Below are 17,787 nucleotides of genomic sequence, written 5' to 3'. Positions count from 1 at the left end.
CGCTCTGCCGCCGCGATGCAACTCGAAATCCATAGGGTACAGAATTCTAATTGCTCGAACTCACGGGCCGGATAAGCGTCGCGCTATCCGGCCCGCAAGATTACTCTTCGCCAGTGAACCCGGCGCGGTTGAGCAGGAACTGCGACAGCAGCGCCACCGGACGACCGGTCGCGCCTTTGGCTTTACCCGAACGCCATGCGGTGCCGGCGATATCGAGGTGCGCCCAGTTGTACTTGCGGGTGAAGCGCGACAGGAAGCAGCCGGCGGTAATAGCCCCGCCAGGACGGCCGCCGATGTTGGCCATATCCGCAAAGTTAGACTCCAGCTGATCCTGGAACTCGTCGCCCAGCGGCAGACGCCACGCGCGGTCGCCCGCCAGTTCAGATGCGCCAATCAGCTCATGGGCCAGCGGATTGTGGTTCGACATCAGGCCGGTGATATGGTGCCCCAGGGCAATCACGCAGGCGCCGGTCAGCGTCGCCACGTCAATGACCGCTTCCGGTTCGAAGCGCTCTACGTAGGTCAGGACGTCGCAGAGCACCAGGCGGCCTTCGGCATCGGTATTCAGCACCTCAACCGTCTGGCCGGACATCGTGGTCAGAACGTCGCCTGGGCGATAGGCGCGGCCGCCGGGCATGTTTTCACAGCCCGCCAGTACGCCGATGACGTTCAGCGGCAGCTGCAGCTCGGCCACCATGCGCATGACGCCGTACACCGCCGCCGCGCCGCACATGTCGTACTTCATCTCGTCCATGCCTTCGGCAGGCTTGATGGAGATACCGCCGGAGTCGAACGTCAGGCCTTTACCGACCAGCACGATCGGTCGCGCGTCTTCCGACGGGTTGCCTTTGTACTCAATCACCGACATCAGCGATTCGTTCTGCGAACCGTTGCCGACCGCAAGGTAAGAGTTCATCCCCAGCTCGCGCATCTGCTGTTCGCCGATCACGCGGGTGATGACGTTTTTGCTGTAAGTATCCGCCAGCTGGCGCGCCTGCGAGGCCAGATAGGCCGCGTTGCAGATGTTCGGCGGCATGTTACCGAGATCTTTTGCCGCTTTGATCCCTGAGGCGATGGCCAGGCCGTGCTGGATTGCGCGCTCGCCGCTGGTCAGCTCGCGGCGGGTTGGCACGTTGAAGACCATTTTACGCAGCGGACGACGCGGCTCGCTCTTGTTGGTCTTCAGCTGATCGAAGCTGTACAGCGTCTCTTTGGCGGTCTCAACGGCCTGGCGAACTTTCCAGTAGTTGTTACGTCCTTTGACATGCAGCTCGGTCAGAAAACAAACCGCTTCCATCGACCCGGTATCATTCAGGGTATTAATGGTTTTTTGGATCACCTGCTTGTACTGGCGCTCATCCAGCTCGCGCTCTTTGCCACATCCAATCAGCAGAATGCGCTCTGACAGAATATTTGGCACATGGTGGAGCAGCAGCGTCTGGCCTGGCTTACCTTCCAGTTCACCGCGACGCAGCAGGGCGCTGATATAGCCGTCACTGATTTTATCGAGTTGTTCGGCAATGGGGGAGAGGCGACGCGGTTCGAAGACGCCGACCACGATACAGGCACTCCGCTGCTTCTCCGGGCTACCGCTTTTTACACTGAACTCCATGCACTACGCTCCTGAATCTTAAAGACAACGACGGTGGCTACGGATAGAATTGAAAGCTTTCGTAACTCATGTCCGCTGTTGTGGTGACTTCGTGTTAATCTTAACGTTATTACGGCCTTGGTTCGTCAGAAAAAAACCTGATACGCAGAACCGATGAGTCATTTAATCTTAGCGATGTTTTCGACGACCAAAGAGAATAAATGACGTTTAAGCCATGAAACAAGCAATTTTCCTGCAATAAGACGGGTTTTTACGGGCGTATTTATAGTGATAATCATAAGATATCTGGTTCGTGAGACGCTGAAAAGCCAGTTGGCGATCCTATTCATCCTGTTACTCATTTTCTTTTGTCAGAAACTGGTCAGGATCCTCGGCGCTGCGGTAGATGGCGAGATCCCGACAAATCTGGTGCTCTCGCTGTTAGGGCTGGGCATTCCGGAGATGGCGCAGCTGATCCTGCCCCTGAGCCTGTTCCTCGGGCTGCTGATGACGCTGGGCAAACTCTATACCGAAAGCGAAATCACGGTGATGCACGCCTGCGGCCTGAGCAAAGCGGTACTGGTGAAGGCGGCGATGATCCTCGCGCTGTTCACCGGCGCAGTCGCGGCGGTAAACGTGATGTGGGCGGGGCCGTGGTCGTCCCGTCATCAGGATGAAGTGCTGTCGGAAGCTAAAGCTAACCCCGGCATGGCCGCGCTGGCCCAGGGCCAGTTCCAGCAGGCCAGCGACGGTAGCGCGGTGCTGTTTATTGAAAGCGTTAACGGCAAGCGTTTCCAGGACGTATTCCTTGCGCAGCTGCGGCCGAAAGGCAACGCCCGTCCGTCGGTGGTGGTCGCCGATTCAGGCGAACTCTCGCAGCAGAAAGACGGCTCGCAGGTGGTGACCATGAATCAGGGTACCCGCTTTGAGGGCACCGCGATGCTGCGCGATTTCCGCATCACCGATTTCAAAAACTATCAGGCGATTGTCGGCCACCAGGCGGTGACGTCGGATCCCGATGACACCGAACAGATGGATATGCGCACGCTGTGGCATACCCAGACCGATCGCGCTCGCGCCGAGCTGCACTGGCGCTTCACGCTGGTGGCGACCGTCTTTATCATGGCGCTGATGGTGGTTCCGCTGAGCGTCGTCAACCCGCGCCAGGGCCGCGTGCTGTCGATGCTGCCGGCAATGCTGCTTTACCTGGTCTTCTTCCTGCTGCAAACCTCGATTAAGTCGAACGGCGGCAAAGGTAAAATGGACCCGATGATCTGGATGTGGGGCATCAACCTGCTCTATTTCGCGCTGGCGGTGCTGTTGAACCTGTGGGATACGGTGCCAATGCGTCGCTTCCGTGCCCGTTTTAACAAAGGAGCGGCGTGATGCAGGCGTTTGGCGTACTTGACCGTTACATCGGTAAGACGATTTTCAACACCATCATGATGACGCTGTTCATGCTGGTTTCGCTGTCGGGCATTATCAAGTTTGTCGATCAGCTGAAAAAAGCCGGGCAGGGCAGCTACGATGCGCTGGGCGCCGGGCTATATACCCTTCTCAGCGTGCCGAAAGATGTGCAGATATTCTTCCCGATGGCGGCGCTGCTCGGGGCGCTGCTTGGCCTCGGCGCGCTGGCGCAGCGCAGCGAGCTGGTGGTGATGCAGGCCTCCGGCTTCACTCGTTTGCAGGTGGCGCTGGCGGTGATGAAAACCGCTATCCCGCTGGTTTTGCTGACGATGGCGATGGGGGAATGGGTTGCGCCGCAGGGCGAGCAGATGGCGCGTAACTACCGCGCTCAGCAGATGTACGGCGGCTCGCTGCTTTCAACTCAGCAGGGCCTGTGGGCGAAAGACGGCCACAATTTTGTCTATATCGAACGGGTGAAGGGCAACGATGAGCTGGGCGGCGTGAGCATCTACGCCTTCAACGATGCGCGGCGCCTGCAGTCGGTCCGCTACGCCGCGTCGGCGAAATTCGATAGCGAGAATAAGGTCTGGCGCCTGTCGCAGGTCGATGAGTCCAACCTGACCGACCCGAAACAGATCACCGGTTCGCAGATGGTCAGCGGCACCTGGAATACCAAACTGACGCCGGATAAGCTGGGCGTGGTGGCGCTGGATCCCGACGCGCTGTCGATTAGCGGCCTGCATAACTACGTCACCTATCTGAAGTCCAGCGGTCAGGACCCTGGCCGCTACCAGCTCAATATGTGGAGCAAGATCTTCCAGCCGCTGTCGGTGGCGGTAATGATGCTGATGGCGCTGTCGTTTATCTTTGGTCCGCTGCGTAGCGTGGCGATGGGCGTGAGGGTGGTCACCGGGATCAGCTTCGGCTTTATCTTCTACGTGCTGGACCAGATTTTTGGCCCGCTGACCCTGGTCTACGGCATTCCGCCGATCATCGGCGCGCTGCTGCCGAGCGCCAGCTTCTTCCTGATAAGCCTCTGGCTGATGATGAGAAAAAGCTAGCGCGCCTCCCCCTCTCCGGCGCGGAGAGGGGGACATTAACCTAACGTTTTCGCCCGCCGAGTAAGCTTCCCAGCATCCCTCTCACTATCTGATTCGTCACCTGACGCACCGCGCTTTTGGCCGCCGTTTGCACAATACCGTCGCGCTTGCCGCCGCGTGGGCCGGTGGTACCAAACAGAATATCCTTCAGGCCGCCGAGCAGTCCGTCGTCGTCGCTGCTCTGCTGGCCTTTGGCCGGCGGCGCGTCCTGCTGCTCGGTGGTGGCCTGCACCCCTTTTTGCAGCATTTCAAACGCCGACTCGCGATCGACCTCCTCCTCATATTTTCCGTACAGCGCGGAGTGGTTAATCAGCCCGTTACGCTCATCGTCCGTGACCGGCCCCATCCGCGAGCAGGGGGCGATAACCATCGCGCGCTCTACCACTGAAGGGCTGCCCTTCTCGTCGAGGAACGAAACCAGCGCCTCGCCGGTGCCCAGCTCCTGAATGGCCTGTTCGGTACTGAACGCCGGATTGGCGCGCATGGTTTGCGCCGCCGTTTTTACCGCCTTCTGATCCTTCGGCGTGAAGGCGCGCAGGGCGTGCTGCACCCGGTTACCCAGCTGGCCGAGCACCGCGTCGGGGATATCCGCCGGGTTTTGCGAAACGAAGTAAACCCCCACCGCCTTGGAGCGGATCAGGCGGATAACCTGTTCGATTTTATCGAGTAAAACCTGCGGCGCATCGTTAAACAGCAGGTGCGCTTCGTCGAAGAAAAAGACCAGCTTCGGTTTGTCCAGATCGCCGGCTTCCGGCAGGCGCTCGTAGAGTTCCGAGAGCATCCACAGCAGGCTGGCCGCGTACAGCTTCGGCATCTGATACAGCTTTTCGGCGCTGAGGATATTAATCACCCCTTTGCCGTTGGCATCAACGCGCATCCAGTCCGCGATATCCAGCATCGGCTCGCCGAAGAAGTGCTCCGCGCCCTGCTGCTCAAGCGTCAGCAGGCCGCGCTGGATCGCTCCCACCGAGGCGCTGCTGATGTTGCCGTACTGGTTCTGGAAGGTTTTCGCGTTATCGCCGATGTACTGGGTAATGGCGCGCAGATCTTTAAAGTCGAGCAGCAGCAGGCCGCGATCGTCGGCAATGCGGAAAATGATATTCAGCACCCCGGACTGGACCTCGTTGAGGTTCAGCAGGCGCGCCAGCAGCAGCGGCCCGAGGTCGGAGACCGTGGCGCGAAGCGGGTGGCCCTTCTCGCCGAAAATATCCCACACCACCACCGGGTTAGCGTGCGGCTGCCAGTCGCTGACGCCGATTTTGTCCAGCCGCGCCTGCAGCTTTTCGCTGCTCTGGCCCTCCTCGGCAATACCGGTGAGGTCGCCCTTCACGTCGGCCATAAATACCGGTACGCCGATTTCGGAAAATGACTCCGCCAGCTTTTGCAGGGTGACGGTTTTACCGGTACCGGTGGCCCCGGTGATCAGGCCGTGACGGTTGGCCATTCCGGGAAGTAGATGCAGCTGTTTTTCCAGCGTACGCGCAATCAGCAGGGGTGAGCTCATGGTCGATTCCTCCATTTATCCTGCGTCGATTATAGGCAGACTCGTCGCAAAGAGGTGAGAGGAATCGACACTTTACCCCGGCGCGGGCGTCGGTTTTCTTCAGGCGCAGCGCTGCTGAAGCAGCGCGATGCTCTGCTCCACCTCACGACGGATGTCGTCTTCGCGCCAGTTCGCCAGCTCCGGCGCAAACGGCTCGAAGGCGTAAACCCCCCGATAGCCGCGCGCTTCCAGATTTTTGACCTGCTCGCAGGTTTCCAGCCTGTCGCCAGGCGTCAGCATGATGCGCTCATCGTCGGTCAGCAGGTCGCGCGGGCGGCTATCCTCGACGCCGGAGAGATGGACCAGGCCGATGGCGTCGATCTCCAGCTGGCTAAACTCCTCATCCGCCTGCGGGTAGAGATGGTGGTGGAACGTATCGATCAGCAGCTTAAACGGCACGCGGGCATCGTGAATAAACGTTTGCGCCTGCGCCGCCGAACGCAGCGAGCTTTGCGGAAAGCCCAGCGGCTCAACCAGCCCCTGGATGCCGTAAAAAGAGAACAGCGGCGCCAGCTCGCGAAGCGCGCTCAGCGTCTCGTCGGTGGACACCGCGCTGCCGTCGTTGAGCGGGCAGAGTACCAGCGATTTCGCGCCAACGGCCTGCGCCTCCTTCAGCAGGGATTCGGTCAGGCTGCGCACCTCCGGCGTACGGCAGTTGAAGGGATAAACCGCATTGATGGTCAGAATCTCAATGTGGTAGCGCTCTGCCAGTTCGCGCACCTGGCGGGCGCTGAGGTCGTCCGTCACCTTTCCGCCGGGTAAATCATTGCGCAGCTCGACTTTGTTCAGCCCGAGGCTATGCACCAGGCGAAAGAAGGACTCGATATTCAGCGAAGGGGCGATCTTGCGATTAATACAGAAGCGGTGCTGGGCAATAGCCATTTTACTCTCCGGGAACAGGATGAAGTAGGTTCGTTCGATTACCTACTAGTCAAAACGTTTATTTCAAAATTGGCAATGAGTGAAATGGTGATTATTTGAGCTGCCTCGCAAAATAGCGTGCGCTAAAGAGCCGATGCGCGTCCGGTCAAAAGGCCGCAGCGTCTGTTGCCGGACGATCGCGCTTTGTTGCCGGAACAGAAGCGTTATTGCTGAAAATTGCGACCATCATCACCAAATTAGAATTTCATTTTATATCTATGTTGAAATATACATTTCATTTTACTACGGTTATAGCACAGCAAAATCGGAGATGGGCCGCAGCGTTGGCCTTCCACACCATGAGGCGAGAACATGACGATCACAGGAAACTTTATTGGCGGGCAGACCGTTACCAGCAGCAGCAATGAAACGATGCCGGTGTTTGACCCGGCGACGGGAAAAGTGGTGCGCGAAGTCACGCTCTCCACCGCCCAGGAGGTCTCTGACGCCATTCAGGTCGCGCGCGACGCGTTTGAAAGCTGGTCGCGTACCACGCCGCTGCGCCGCGCCCGGGTGCTGTTCAACTTTAAAATGCTGCTGGAACAACATGCCGATGAGCTGGCGGGGATCATCGTTAGCGAGCACGGTAAGGTGTGGTCGGATGCGCTGGGCGAGCTGACCCGCGGCCTGGAAGTGGTCGAGTTTGCCTGCGGGATCCCGCACCTGATTAAAGGCGAGTATTCCTCCGACGTCGGTACCGGCGTGGATAGCTATTCCCTGATGCAGCCGCTGGGCGTGGTGGCGGGGATTACGCCGTTTAACTTCCCGGCAATGGTGCCGATGTGGATGTTCCCGCTCGCGCTGGCCTGCGGCAACAGCTTTATCCTCAAGCCTCCCGCGCTGGCGCCTACCGCTGCGGTGCGCCTTGCTGAACTGCTAAAAGAAGCTGGCCTGCCGGATGGCGTCTTTAACGTGATTCACTGCAGCAACGAAGACGCCGGGCAGCTCTACACCGACCCGCGCATTGCGGCGGTCAGCTTTGTGGGCTCCTCCGGCGTGGCGGAGCATATCTACAAAACCGCCAGCGCTCACGGTAAGCGCGTGCAGGCGTTCGGCGCGGCGAAAAACCATGCGATCGTGATGCCGGATGCGGACCTGGATGCCACGGTGAACGCGATTATGGGCGGCGCGTTTGGGTCGGCGGGCGAACGCTGCATGGCGCTGCCGGTGGTGGTCGCCGTTGGCGATGCAACGGCGGATAAGCTGATTGCGCGCCTGCAGCCGCTGGTGCAGGCGCTGAAGGTCGGCCCTGGCTGCATGCGCGGTAAAGAAGAGAACGAAATGGGCCCGGTGGTTTCCGACAGCCATCAGAAAAAAGTGCTGGGCTATATTGATAAGGGCGTCAGCGAAGGCGCGAAGCTGGTCGTCGACGGCCGTAAGCCGCGGGTGGCGGGTTATGATGAAGGCTACTACGTCGGCGGGACGCTGTTTGATAACGTGACGCCGGAGATGACCATCTGGCGGGAAGAGATTTTCGGGCCGGTGCTGGGGATTGTGCGCGTCGCCGACTATCACAGCGCGCTGGAGCTGGTGAACAGCCACGAGTTTGGCAACGGTAGCGCCGTCTTTACCAGCAGCGGTCACACCGCGCGTGAATTCGTGCACGACGTGCAGGCCGGGATGGTCGGGGTCAACGTGCCGGTGCCGGTACCGATGGCGTTCCACAGCTTTGGCGGCTGGAAGCGCTCCGTCTTTGGCGCCCTGAACGTACACGGGCCGGACGGCGTTCGTTTCTACACGCGCATGAAAACCGCCACCGTCCGCTGGCCGGAAGGGCAGCAAACCGTATCTGAATTCAGCATGCCGACTTTAGGCTAATCGGCGAAGGAGAGCGCCATGTCGTTACTGGCTAAATCGCAAAAAGAGGGGCAGATCCAGCATATTACGCCGCAAAGCGCCGGCTGGCGCTATATCGGCTTTGACGTCTGGATGCTGAAGAAAGGACAAAGCGTGATGCTGGAAAGCGGCGAGCGCGAGCTGTGCCTGGTGCTGGTTGCCGGGCTGGCATCGGTCAAAACGACGAAGGCCGATTTCCCGGACCTCGGCCAGCGGATGTCGCCGTTTGAGCGCACGCCGCCGTGGTCGGTCTACGTACCGCCGCAGGATAAAGTCGAGGTCACCGCCGATTCCGATCTGGAGCTGGCGGTATGCAGCGCGCCGGGTAAGGGGAGCTTCCCGGCTCGGGTGATTCGCCCGCAGGAGGTTGGCGTTGAGCATCGCGGGAAAGGGCGCAACCAGCGCCGGGTGCACAATATTCTGCCGGATAGCGCGCAGGCTGACTGCCTGCTGGTGGTCGAGGTCTACACCGATGAGGGGGCCACCAGCTCGTGGCCGTCGCATAAGCACGATACCGCGCTGCCGGGTCGGGAGACCCAGCTGGAAGAGACCTACTATCACCGCTTCGACCCGCCGCAGGGGTTTGCCTTCCAGCGCGTCTATACCGATGATCGCAGCCTGGATGCCTGCATGGCGCCTTACAACCACGACGTGGTGATGGTGCCGCGCGGCTATCATCCGGTGGCGGCGATCGCCGGCTATGACAGCTATTATCTGAACGTGATGGCCGGGCCGGATCGCCGGTGGCTGTTTAGCTGGGAAGAGGATCACGCGTGGATCAATAGCCCCGACTATCCTCGCCACGACTGATACGCTATGAACGCTATGCAGGGCCGGTTAGATTCTCTAACCGGCCTTTTTTCTTGCCGAAGCCTTCCCGGTCGCGCTGCCTGAGCGGGGCGACGAGGAGTGCGGCGGTAGCCCGGAGAAGGCGCTGACGCCGCAATCCGGGAGAGGGAAGAAGGATCGGTCGTTGTTGCCCGGACGGGCGCGGGCGCCGCCTCCGGGGAGGCGGGGCATCAGGCCTGCTGGGCCTGCGGCTCTTTGCTGCTGTTGAGGGCCAGCGAAACCGCCAGCGTTTGGGCGAGACACAGCGAAGCAACCTGCGAGCGGAACCCGTCAACCTGGGCCTCGCGCACTACGAAGCAGACGTCGCTAAATGCCGCGAGCGGGCTGACCTGGCTGTCGGTGATGGCGATTTGCCGCGCCTTGCGCTGAGCGCCCAGCTCAACCAGCTCAACCACTTCGCGGGCGTAAGGCGAGAAGCTGACCGCCACCACCACATCTTTTGGGCCGACCAGGCTCAGCTGCTCGGTAAACATGCCGCCGAGCCCGTCAATCAGGAAGGCCTTACGATCGAGATGGCGCAGGGCGTAGGTCAGATAGGAGGCGACGCTAAACGAGCGGCGCAGGCCGATAACGTAGATATTCTCCGCTTCCGCCAGCAGGGCCACCGCGCGCTCAAGATCGTCGCCCGAGGTCTGCATGGCAAGCTGCTGCAGCGCCTGGGTATTGACCATGGTAAACATATTGAGAATTTCGGTCGGCGTTTCCGGCGGCGAGCTCTCATCGTTGGTGGTCTGGCGGAACAGGCGCGCGCGCTCGGTATAGTTGGCGGTCTCTTCCATCAGATGCTGTCTGAACATCTGCTTCATTTCGTTAAAGCCGCTGAAGCCAAAAGCATTAGCGAAACGAATCAGGGTTGATGGCGGAACGTCGGCCTGCTGGGCGATAGACGCGACGGTATCGAAAGCCACGCTATTGCTGTTATCCAGAATATAGCGCGCCACCTGTTTTAAGCGTTTGCTTAACGTATCGTAGCGACGCCTGATCTCATCCTGCAGGATGGTAAGTTGGGTTGGATTATTGGCCATAAGTTGCGCTCTGATGAAATGAAAGAAATATAACGTCCAGTGTACCAAATGAAGCGAATTTTTCATTTTTTGCGATGAAATACGCGATTCATTTCACGAAGAAATCGAAAAAGCCCGCTCCGGAGGGGGAAGGTGCGGGCTGAAGAGGATTAGCGGCGGGCTTCGCGCCAGTAGCCGATAAGCGCCAGGTAGTTGCGTTTCACCTCATCGATCAGCGCCTCATCGCTAAGCTCACCCTGCATCCAGCGGCGCGAAGGCTGACCAAAGATGGTGCGGCCGACGGCAAAGCCTTTGATGATAGGGTGATTCGCGGCTTCGGCGAATCCGGCGCGCAGGCGATCGGGGGATGCGTCGAGGCCAAGGATCAGGATCCCGCGGCACAGGCTATCTTCGCGTGCGATCAGCGCGGCGATCTTCTCCCAGTTCGCGCTGGAGAGCGGCGGCAGCTTCCACCAGTCGGGCTGGATACCGAGCTGGTAAAAATGTTCCAGCATGGCGTAATAGTGGCGCTCGTCCTTATCCGGCCCGCTCTCCGGCAGGATCACTTCCAGCAGCAGCTCGTGCCCGGACTTATTGCAGGCCTGCCAGACCTCCAGCAGCAGCGCATCCTGCTCGGCGCGCAGCGCCGCCGGGTCGGCCGGATGATAGAAGACCAGGCACTTAACCACCTGTTCCAGCGGCCAGTCGATCAGCTGAGAGCCGATATTCCCGTGCTCAAGACGCAGCGGGCGCGAACCCGGCAGCTCGATTGGCCGCCCGATCCACCAGCCTTTGCCGGTAATGGCGTTCAGCGCGCGCTGGCCGTAGGTGCCATCGGCGAGGATACCGCTGCGCCGATCGAGCCCCGCCTCCTGCGCCGCCGCTTCGGCGGCGGCCAGCAGCAGCAGCTTGAGCTGAGGGATGCAGGCCGCATCGCGGCCGGTTTCCTGCACCAGCTCCGCCAGCTGCTTGCGGTGGTCAAAGGCGAAAATGCACAGCTCGGGCCACTGCTGGCGGCGGCTGGTCACCCGATGCAGATGGTTCAGCCGCGCGTCGAGATCCGGACGCGGGACCGATTCCGCGCGCAGCAGATAGTCATCCAGCTCAACCTTGGTCGGCATCGCCGGCGCGCAGCCGTGGCGTGAGACAACCAGCGCCCCGCAGGCGTTAGCGTAGCGGCAGGCCTGCTCCCAGCCCTCGTCGTTCAGCCAGCCGCGCAGCAGGCCGGACATAAAGGCATCGCCGGCGCCCAGCACGTTGAGCACCTCCACCCGCACGCCCTGCTGCAGCGGCACGCTGTCCCAGCCGTCGGGGATCTCGCCTTCCAGCACCACGCAGCCCATCGGACCGCGCTTGCACACCAGGGTGGCTTTGGTGGCGTGGCGGACGTTTTTCAGCGCCGTCAGCGTATCGGTGCTGCCCCCGGCAATATGAAACTCTTCTTCTGTACCGACCACTAAATCGAACAGATGTAGCACTTCCTGCAGCTGACGGGTGACTGAACCGGAAGCAATGAAACGCGTTTCACCATCGCCGGGCGAGGTTAATCCCCACAGCACCGGGCGATAGTCGATATCCAACGCCGTCCGCAGGCCGTGGCGACGGGCGTACTCCAGCGCTTTCAGCACCGCTGCGCGGGTATTGGCATGTGAAAGGTGCGTACCTGTGATCGCCAGCGCCCGGGAGGAGGCGATGTATTCTTCCTTAATATCTTCCGGCGTCAGCGCCATGTCGGCGCAGTTGTCGCGGTAAAAAATCAGCGGAAAGGTTTCCTGATCTTTAATCCCCAGCATCACCAGCGCGGTGAGACGCTGCTGGTCGGTGATCAGATATTCGGTATCGACTCCGGCACGGCTTAACGTTTCACGTAAAAAGCGGCCATTGTGCTCATCACCCACGCGGGCAAGCATCGCCGATTTTAAGCCCTGAATGGCGGTGCCAAAGGCCACGTTGCCGGAGGAGCCGCCCAGATATTTAGAGAAACTGGCGACGTCTTCCAGCCTTGCGCCAATCTGCTGGGCATAGAGGTCGACAGCCACCCGGCCAATACAGATGACGTCGAGCCGCTTTACTGCTGCATTCATAGCTAGGGTTTCCTTTTGCATGCCTGCTGTACGGAAGGGTCGATATCGACGAGGTCTCCACAAACAGCCTGAGGGTGAACGATTCCCCTTAGTTTGAGAAATAAATATTTCATTTGCAAATTGGATCGAAATTAAAAAACCAAAAGTGTGAGGGATCTACCACTCTGCGGCGCCGGGCCCCATTATACAAAGGATCGCCAGCGCTGGCTGCTCCCGCGTGAAAAATGGCGAATGATAAACATCTTTATACCTGATTTTTAAAAGGATATTTGCATTTTGCATGGCGTAAGATGGGAGGCGGATTGCGCGCCGATGTCGATGAAACGGATGAAATGCGCTGAGAGTTTGATCCTTCTCGCAAAATGAAATATTTTTTCTGTATTTATGTTTAATGAAAAAAATGTTTGCCTATAATCCAACAGTATTCCAGTGGCCGTTAACGATTTCCCTCTACCTTTTCCGGTATTGCCGCAGGGGCTAAAGCGCTAACCCACACACAAATACTGAACAATAAGGATTGTGCAACATGGGCAAACTGAGACTGACAATGGCGCAGGCGCTGGTGAAGTTCCTTGATAACCAGTATCTGGAAGTCGATGGCGAAGAGCATAAATTCGTTAAAGGTATTTTTGCCATCTTCGGCCACGGCAACGTGCTGGGGCTGGGTCAGGCGCTGGAGCAGGACAGCGGCGAAATGCGGGTATTCCAGGGGCGTAACGAGCAAGGGATGGCGCACGCGGCGACCGGCTTTGCCAGGCAGTCTCTGCGCCGGCAGATCATCGCCTGCACCTCTTCCGTAGGGCCCGGCGCCGCCAACATGATTACCGCCGCGGCTACCGCGACCGCCAACCGTATTCCTCTCCTGCTGCTGCCCGGCGACGTGTTTGCTACCCGCCAGCCTGACCCCGTTCTGCAGCAGGTTGAACAGAGCTATGACCTGAGCATCAGCACCAACGACGCGTTTCGCGCGGTGAGCAAATACTGGGACCGTATTACGCGTCCGGAGCAGCTGATGAGCGCCTGCATTAACGCGATGCGCGTCCTGACCGACCCGGCAGAGACCGGCGCCGTCACCCTCTGTCTGCCGCAGGATGTTCAGGGCGAAGCCTGGGATTATCCGCCCGCTTTCTTTGCCCGACGCGTGCATCGGCTCGACCGTCGCCCGGCCAGCGCCGCGCAGCTGGCGGATGCGCTGGCGGCGATTAAGGCCAGCCGCAAGCCGCTGATTATCTGCGGCGGCGGGGTGAAATACGCCGGCGCTGGCGAGGCGCTGTCCCGCTTTGCCGAACGCTACGGCATCCCCTTTGCGGAAACGCAGGCCGGGAAAGGCTCGGTGGTCTCTTCCCATCCGCTGAACGTTGGCGGGGTGGGCGAAACCGGCTGCCTCGCGGCCAACCTGCTGGCGAAAGAAGCTGATTTAGTGATTGGCGTCGGTACCCGCTTCAGCGATTTCACCACCGCCTCAAAATGGCTTTTCCAGCACCCCGGCGTGCGCTTCCTCAACGTCAACGTTAGCAACTTTGACGCCTGGAAGCTCGACGGGATCCCGCTGCTGGCCGATGCCCGCGAAGCGCTTACCGCGCTGGACGGCGCGCTGGCAGGCGAGTCCTGGCAGGCGGCATGGGGAGCGCAGATCGACAGCGTTCAGAGCCGTCAGCTGAAAGAGACCCAGCGCGTCTATCAGGCGGTATGGCAGGAGGAGTCTTTCGTCCCGGAAATTGACGATCGTCTGGATCGCGATGCGGTGTACCGCGAATTCCGCCAGATCACGGATTCAACCTTAACGCAGTGCAGCGTGCTGGGCGTGCTGAATGAAACGCTGGCCTCCGACGCGGTGATCGTGGCGGCGGCGGGCAGCCTGCCCGGCGATCTGCAGCGCGTCTGGCGCAACCGGGCGACCAACACCTATCACGTTGAGTACGGCTACTCCTGCATGGGCTACGAGGTGAATGCCGCGCTGGGGGTGAAGCTGGCGCAGCCGCAAAGCGAGGTCTATTCGCTGGTGGGCGATGGCTCATTCATGATGCTGCACTCCGAGCTGGTCACCTCTTTACAGGAGCGCGCCAAGATCAACATCGTGCTGCTCGATAACATGGCCAACGGCTGTATTAACAACCTGCAGATCGAGCACGGTATGGACAGCTTCGGCACCGAGTTCCGCTACCGCTCGGCGGAGAGCGGGCGGCTGCAGGGCGGCCTGGTGCCGGTCGATTTCGCGACCATCGCCGCGGGCTACGGCTGCAAAACCTGGCGCGTCACCACCCTTGATGAACTGCGCCAGGCGCTGGACGCCGCGCGTCGCGAAACGGTCAGTACGCTGATTGATATTAAAGTGCTGCCAAAAACCATGGTGCATAAGTACGGCAGCTGGTGGAACGTCGGCGTGGCCCAGACGGCGCTCTCCGAACGGATCCGCAAAGTCGCAGAACAGATAAATGAAAAACGCGCCGAGGCGCGGGATTACTAAAACAGAACACCCACCCTGAACCCTACAGAACCGCGGGAGAACACAATTATGTCACTCAGATTAGGCGTTATCGGCGCTGGCGCCATTGGTAAAGAGCATATTCGTCGCTGCACGCAGGTATTACAGGGGGCCACGGTGGTGGCCGTTTCGGACATCAATGCCGACAACGCGCGGGCGGCGGTTGCGCTGCCTGGCGTTCACGCCGAAGTCTACGCCGACGGTCACGACGTGATTAACGCCAGCGACGTTGACGCTATCCTGGTGACGTCTTGGGACCCGACCCACGAAGAATATACCCTCGCGGCGATCGCCGCCGGCAAGCCGGTATTCTGCGAAAAGCCGCTGGCGATGAGCGCGGAAGGCTGCCGCCGCATTGTCGATGCCGAAATAAAAGCCGGCCGTCGGCTGGTGCAGGTCGGCTTTATGCGCCCGTACGATGAAGGCTATCTGGCGCTGAAAAAAGTGATTGATGACGGCGACATCGGCGCGCCGCTGATGCTGAAGTGCGCGCACCGTAACCAGAGCGTCGGCGAGAACTACACCACCGATATGGCGATCACCAACACCCTGATCCACGAGCTGGACGTGCTGCGCTGGCTGCTTAACGACGACTATCGTTCGGTGCAGGTTCGCTTCCCGCGCGCGACTTCCCACACCCACGCCCGGCTAAAAGACCCGCAGATCGTCTCGTTTGAAACCAAAAAAGGCACCCTGATCGACGTCGAGGTTTTCGTCAACTGCCAGTACGGCTACGACATCCAGTGTGAAGTCGTGGGTGAAACCGGGATTGCGCGCCTGCCGGAGCCGTCGGCGGTGCAGATGCGCAAAGCGGCCAATCTGTCGACCCCGATCCTGACCGACTGGAAAGATCGCTTTATCAAAGCCTACGACGTCGAGCTGCAGGCCTTTATCAACGACGTGCAGGCCGGCAGGCTGCAGGGCCCGTCGGCGTGGGATGGCTATGCGGCGTCCGTCGCGGCCGACGCCTGCCTGCAGGCGCAGGAAAGCGCTGAGCCGGTAGCGGTCGCGCTGCCGGAATGCCCGGCGTTCTACCAGCGCTAAGCGGGACTTCGTCTCCGGAACCTCTGCAAACAGGACTCGACGATGAAAATTGCCTTTGATGTGGATGTGATTAAAGACCTCGGGATTAGCGCGATGGTGCATCAGGTGGCGGAGTGGGGCTACCGCTATATTGAGCAGTCGCCGCACCCGCAGATTAACCCGTTTTATAAGCACCCGCGCGCCGGTCGCGAAGTGATTGCCGAGTACAAGCAGGCGCTGCGCGACACCGGCGTTGAGCTCTCTTCATTCATCTGCGTCTATCGCTGGTCGGGGCCGGATGAAGCGCGTCGTCAGGCGGCGGTAAAAAACTGGAAGCGGCTGATCGAAGTCGCGGTGGAGATGGGCGTCCAGGTGATCAACACCGGGTTCTCCGGCGATCCCAACCAGCCGGAAATCTGCGAAGAGATGTTCTATCGCTCGATGGAAGAGCTGCTGCCGATCTTTGAACGCGAAGGCATTCGCGTCGAGATCCAGGCGCATCCGTGGGACTTCTGCGAAGAGAACAATGAAACCGTCGATATCGTGAAGTCGTTCCGCAGCGAAAACGTGAAGTACGTGTACAGCGTGCCGCACACCTTCTTCTATGACAAAGGGAAAGGCGACGTGGAGAAGATGCTGCGCTACGCCGGCGGCGATCTCTCCCACGTACTGATTGCCGATACCCGCAACCATACCAGGCACTGCCGTTACATCGTCAACCCGCCGGGCGTTGATGCCGCCGTTCATCAACACGTGGGCGTCGGTGAAGGGGACGTTGATTTCAACGCGCTGTTCCGCACGCTGCGCGAGATGAAATTTGCCGAACGGACGTTCAAAGTCGGCGGCGAGCCGATTGTGGCCGCCTCCCTGTTCGGCTACCCGGAAAAGTTGAAGTACCAGGCAGTGGAAACCCGTGAACTCATCGAACGTGAATTGCTGCGTCGTTAAGACGCGGCGGCAGGAGCAACCTAATGAACAAAGATAATATCAAACTGGCCATCGCTCCGATCGGCTGGACTAACGACGATATGCCGGAGCTGGGCGGCGAAAATACCTTCCAGCAGATCGTCAGCGAAATGGCGCTGGCGGGCTTTAGCGGCAGCGAAGTCGGCAGTAAATACCCCCGCGATCCGGCGGTGCTGCAGCCGATGCTGGCGATCCGCGGCATCCAGATCTGTAACGCCTGGTTTAGCACCTTTTTTGCCGACGGGCAGCGCGAAAAAACCATTGATGAATTCGTTAACCATATGAATTTCCTCCATGCGATGGGGGCGAAGGTGATCGGCTGCTCCGAGCAGAGCGGCAGCATTCAGGGGCTGGACAAGCCGATTCTGGCCGACGCTAAGCCGTGCTTTAGCGAAGAGCAGTGGCAGCGGGTTGCCGAGGGCTACAACACCCTGGGCCGTCTGGCCGCTGAAAAAGGGATGCAGGTTTGCCTGCACCACCACATGGGCACCGGCGTTCAAACGACGGAAGAGATCGATAAATTTATGTCGCTGGTGGATGACGGCGTCTTCCTGCTGTACGACACCGGCCATGCCTGGTACTCCGAAGGCGGCGAAGAGCCGATGCTGGCGATCCTCAAAAAATATCTGCCGCGGATCAACCATGTGCACCTGAAGGACGTGCGCCCGGCGGTGATTGAGCAGGTGCGTCGCGACGGGCTTTCATTCCTCGACGGCGTGAAAAAGGGCACCTTTACCGTCCCTGGTGACGGCGCGATCGATTTCCGTCCGGTATTTAAGCTGCTGGATGATTTTGGCTACAAGGGCTGGATGGTGGTGGAAGCCGAGCAGGATCCGGCGCTGGCTAACCCCTTTGAATATGCGCTGAAAGCGCGGAAATATATTCGCGAAACGGCAGGAATCTAATCGTTGTTTCCCTTTCAGGCCATGCGGCAGCGTGGCCTGCTTTTTCCAGGCGCTACGCGCTAATCAGATACAC

The 17,787-nt window shown here is 59.8% G+C and carries 13 protein-coding genes; 8 read left to right on the top strand and 5 right to left on the bottom strand.

The genetic code is table 11. From position 1 onward, the window contains the following. Positions 1–100: 100 nt before the first annotated feature. Entirely contained in the window at positions 101–1,612 is a 1,512-nt protein-coding gene (gene pepA / locus NWP14_RS22215) for a leucyl aminopeptidase (protein WP_095104273.1), read from the bottom strand. Positions 1,613–1,879: 267 nt separating this feature from the next. Here pepA and lptF point away from each other — a divergent pair, with 267 nt between their 5' ends. Both lptF and lptG read left to right on the top strand, forming a co-directional pair. After that, entirely contained in the window at positions 1,880–2,977 is a 1,098-nt protein-coding gene (gene lptF, locus NWP14_RS22210) for an LPS export ABC transporter permease LptF (RefSeq protein WP_095104271.1), read from the top strand. After that, positions 2,977–4,059 carry an LPS export ABC transporter permease LptG gene (gene lptG / locus NWP14_RS22205; RefSeq protein WP_095104269.1) on the top strand — a complete coding sequence of 361 codons (1,083 nt, stop codon included), beginning with the start codon at positions 2,977–2,979 and terminating at the stop codon, positions 4,057–4,059. The genes lptF and lptG overlap by 1 nt, the downstream gene beginning before the upstream one ends. 40 nt (positions 4,060–4,099) lie before the next feature. On the opposite strand, the gene NWP14_RS22200 is transcribed toward lptG, so the two are convergent. Then, positions 4,100–5,602: a helicase HerA-like C-terminal domain-containing protein gene (locus tag NWP14_RS22200; RefSeq protein ID WP_375216021.1), complete on the bottom strand. Its 1,503-nt coding sequence runs from the start codon at positions 5,600–5,602 to the stop codon at positions 4,100–4,102. Positions 5,603–5,701: 99 nt separating this feature from the next. Beyond that, a complete protein-coding gene (locus NWP14_RS22195; protein WP_375216020.1) occupies positions 5,702–6,523 on the bottom strand; it encodes a TIM barrel protein in 822 nt (273 codons plus the stop codon). A gap of 351 nt (positions 6,524–6,874) precedes the next feature. Here NWP14_RS22195 and NWP14_RS22190 point away from each other — a divergent pair, with 351 nt between their 5' ends. Further along, positions 6,875–8,380 (top strand): CoA-acylating methylmalonate-semialdehyde dehydrogenase, encoded by a 1,506-nt coding sequence (locus tag NWP14_RS22190; protein WP_095104263.1) that lies wholly within the window; start codon positions 6,875–6,877, stop codon positions 8,378–8,380. An 18-nt stretch (positions 8,381–8,398) separates the two neighbouring features. Next, positions 8,399–9,208, top strand: a complete 810-nt coding sequence (iolB, locus tag NWP14_RS22185; RefSeq protein WP_375216019.1) for a 5-deoxy-glucuronate isomerase — start codon at positions 8,399–8,401, stop codon at positions 9,206–9,208. 209 nt (positions 9,209–9,417) lie between these two features. Here the strand turns inward: iolB and NWP14_RS22180 are convergent, their stop codons facing one another. Both NWP14_RS22180 and iolC read right to left on the bottom strand, forming a co-directional pair. Beyond that, positions 9,418–10,272, bottom strand: coding sequence for a MurR/RpiR family transcriptional regulator (locus tag NWP14_RS22180; RefSeq protein WP_095104259.1), 855 nt, complete (start codon positions 10,270–10,272; stop codon positions 9,418–9,420). A gap of 149 nt (positions 10,273–10,421) precedes the next feature. Next, positions 10,422–12,335: a 5-dehydro-2-deoxygluconokinase gene (gene iolC, locus NWP14_RS22175; protein WP_095104257.1), complete on the bottom strand. Its 1,914-nt coding sequence runs from the start codon at positions 12,333–12,335 to the stop codon at positions 10,422–10,424. Between the two features lie 526 nt (positions 12,336–12,861). Here iolC and iolD point away from each other — a divergent pair. From iolD to iolE, 4 genes are read left to right on the top strand one after another with little or no spacing between them, the layout of a single operon-like run. Then, positions 12,862–14,802, top strand: coding sequence for a 3D-(3,5/4)-trihydroxycyclohexane-1,2-dione acylhydrolase (decyclizing) (gene iolD, locus NWP14_RS22170; protein ID WP_375216018.1), 1,941 nt, complete (start codon positions 12,862–12,864; stop codon positions 14,800–14,802). Positions 14,803–14,850: 48 nt separating this feature from the next. Then, a complete protein-coding gene (locus tag NWP14_RS22165) occupies positions 14,851–15,864 on the top strand; it encodes a Gfo/Idh/MocA family protein (protein ID WP_095104253.1) in 1,014 nt (337 codons plus the stop codon). Positions 15,865–15,906: 42 nt separating this feature from the next. Further along, positions 15,907–16,791: a sugar phosphate isomerase/epimerase family protein gene (locus NWP14_RS22160; protein WP_375216017.1), complete on the top strand. Its 885-nt coding sequence runs from the start codon at positions 15,907–15,909 to the stop codon at positions 16,789–16,791. Between the two features lie 23 nt (positions 16,792–16,814). Next, the gene (iolE, locus tag NWP14_RS22155; RefSeq protein ID WP_095104249.1) at positions 16,815–17,714 is read left to right on the top strand and encodes a myo-inosose-2 dehydratase; all 900 of its coding nucleotides are present in this window, start codon (positions 16,815–16,817) and stop codon (positions 17,712–17,714) included. Positions 17,715–17,787 lie beyond the last annotated feature (73 nt).

The sequence above is a fragment of the Klebsiella sp. C349492 genome, assembly GCF_042055345.1.
GTDB classification, from domain to species: domain Bacteria; phylum Pseudomonadota; class Gammaproteobacteria; order Enterobacterales; family Enterobacteriaceae; genus Klebsiella; species Klebsiella scottii.
This window is presented reverse-complemented; position numbering and strand designations above follow the sequence as displayed.

What these genes read in the sequence shown, in the direction of transcription:
- iolD (WP_375216018.1), top strand. Translation starts at nt 12,862, where the DNA reads ATGGGCAAACTGAGACTGACAATGGCGCAGGCGCTGGTGAAGTTCCTT.
- NWP14_RS22165 (WP_095104253.1), top strand. Translation starts at nt 14,851, where the DNA reads ATGTCACTCAGATTAGGCGTTATCGGCGCTGGCGCCATTGGTAAAGAG.
- iolC (WP_095104257.1), bottom strand. Translation starts at nt 12,335, where the DNA reads ATGAATGCAGCAGTAAAGCGGCTCGACGTCATCTGTATTGGCCGGGTG.
- NWP14_RS22190 (WP_095104263.1), top strand. Translation starts at nt 6,875, where the DNA reads ATGACGATCACAGGAAACTTTATTGGCGGGCAGACCGTTACCAGCAGC.
- lptG (WP_095104269.1), top strand. Translation starts at nt 2,977, where the DNA reads ATGCAGGCGTTTGGCGTACTTGACCGTTACATCGGTAAGACGATTTTC.
- iolE (WP_095104249.1), top strand. Translation starts at nt 16,815, where the DNA reads ATGAACAAAGATAATATCAAACTGGCCATCGCTCCGATCGGCTGGACT.
- NWP14_RS22160 (WP_375216017.1), top strand. Translation starts at nt 15,907, where the DNA reads ATGAAAATTGCCTTTGATGTGGATGTGATTAAAGACCTCGGGATTAGC.
- pepA (WP_095104273.1), bottom strand. Translation starts at nt 1,612, where the DNA reads ATGGAGTTCAGTGTAAAAAGCGGTAGCCCGGAGAAGCAGCGGAGTGCC.
- NWP14_RS22180 (WP_095104259.1), bottom strand. Translation starts at nt 10,272, where the DNA reads ATGGCCAATAATCCAACCCAACTTACCATCCTGCAGGATGAGATCAGG.
- NWP14_RS22200 (WP_375216021.1), bottom strand. Translation starts at nt 5,602, where the DNA reads ATGAGCTCACCCCTGCTGATTGCGCGTACGCTGGAAAAACAGCTGCAT.
- iolB (WP_375216019.1), top strand. Translation starts at nt 8,399, where the DNA reads ATGTCGTTACTGGCTAAATCGCAAAAAGAGGGGCAGATCCAGCATATT.
- NWP14_RS22195 (WP_375216020.1), bottom strand. Translation starts at nt 6,523, where the DNA reads ATGGCTATTGCCCAGCACCGCTTCTGTATTAATCGCAAGATCGCCCCT.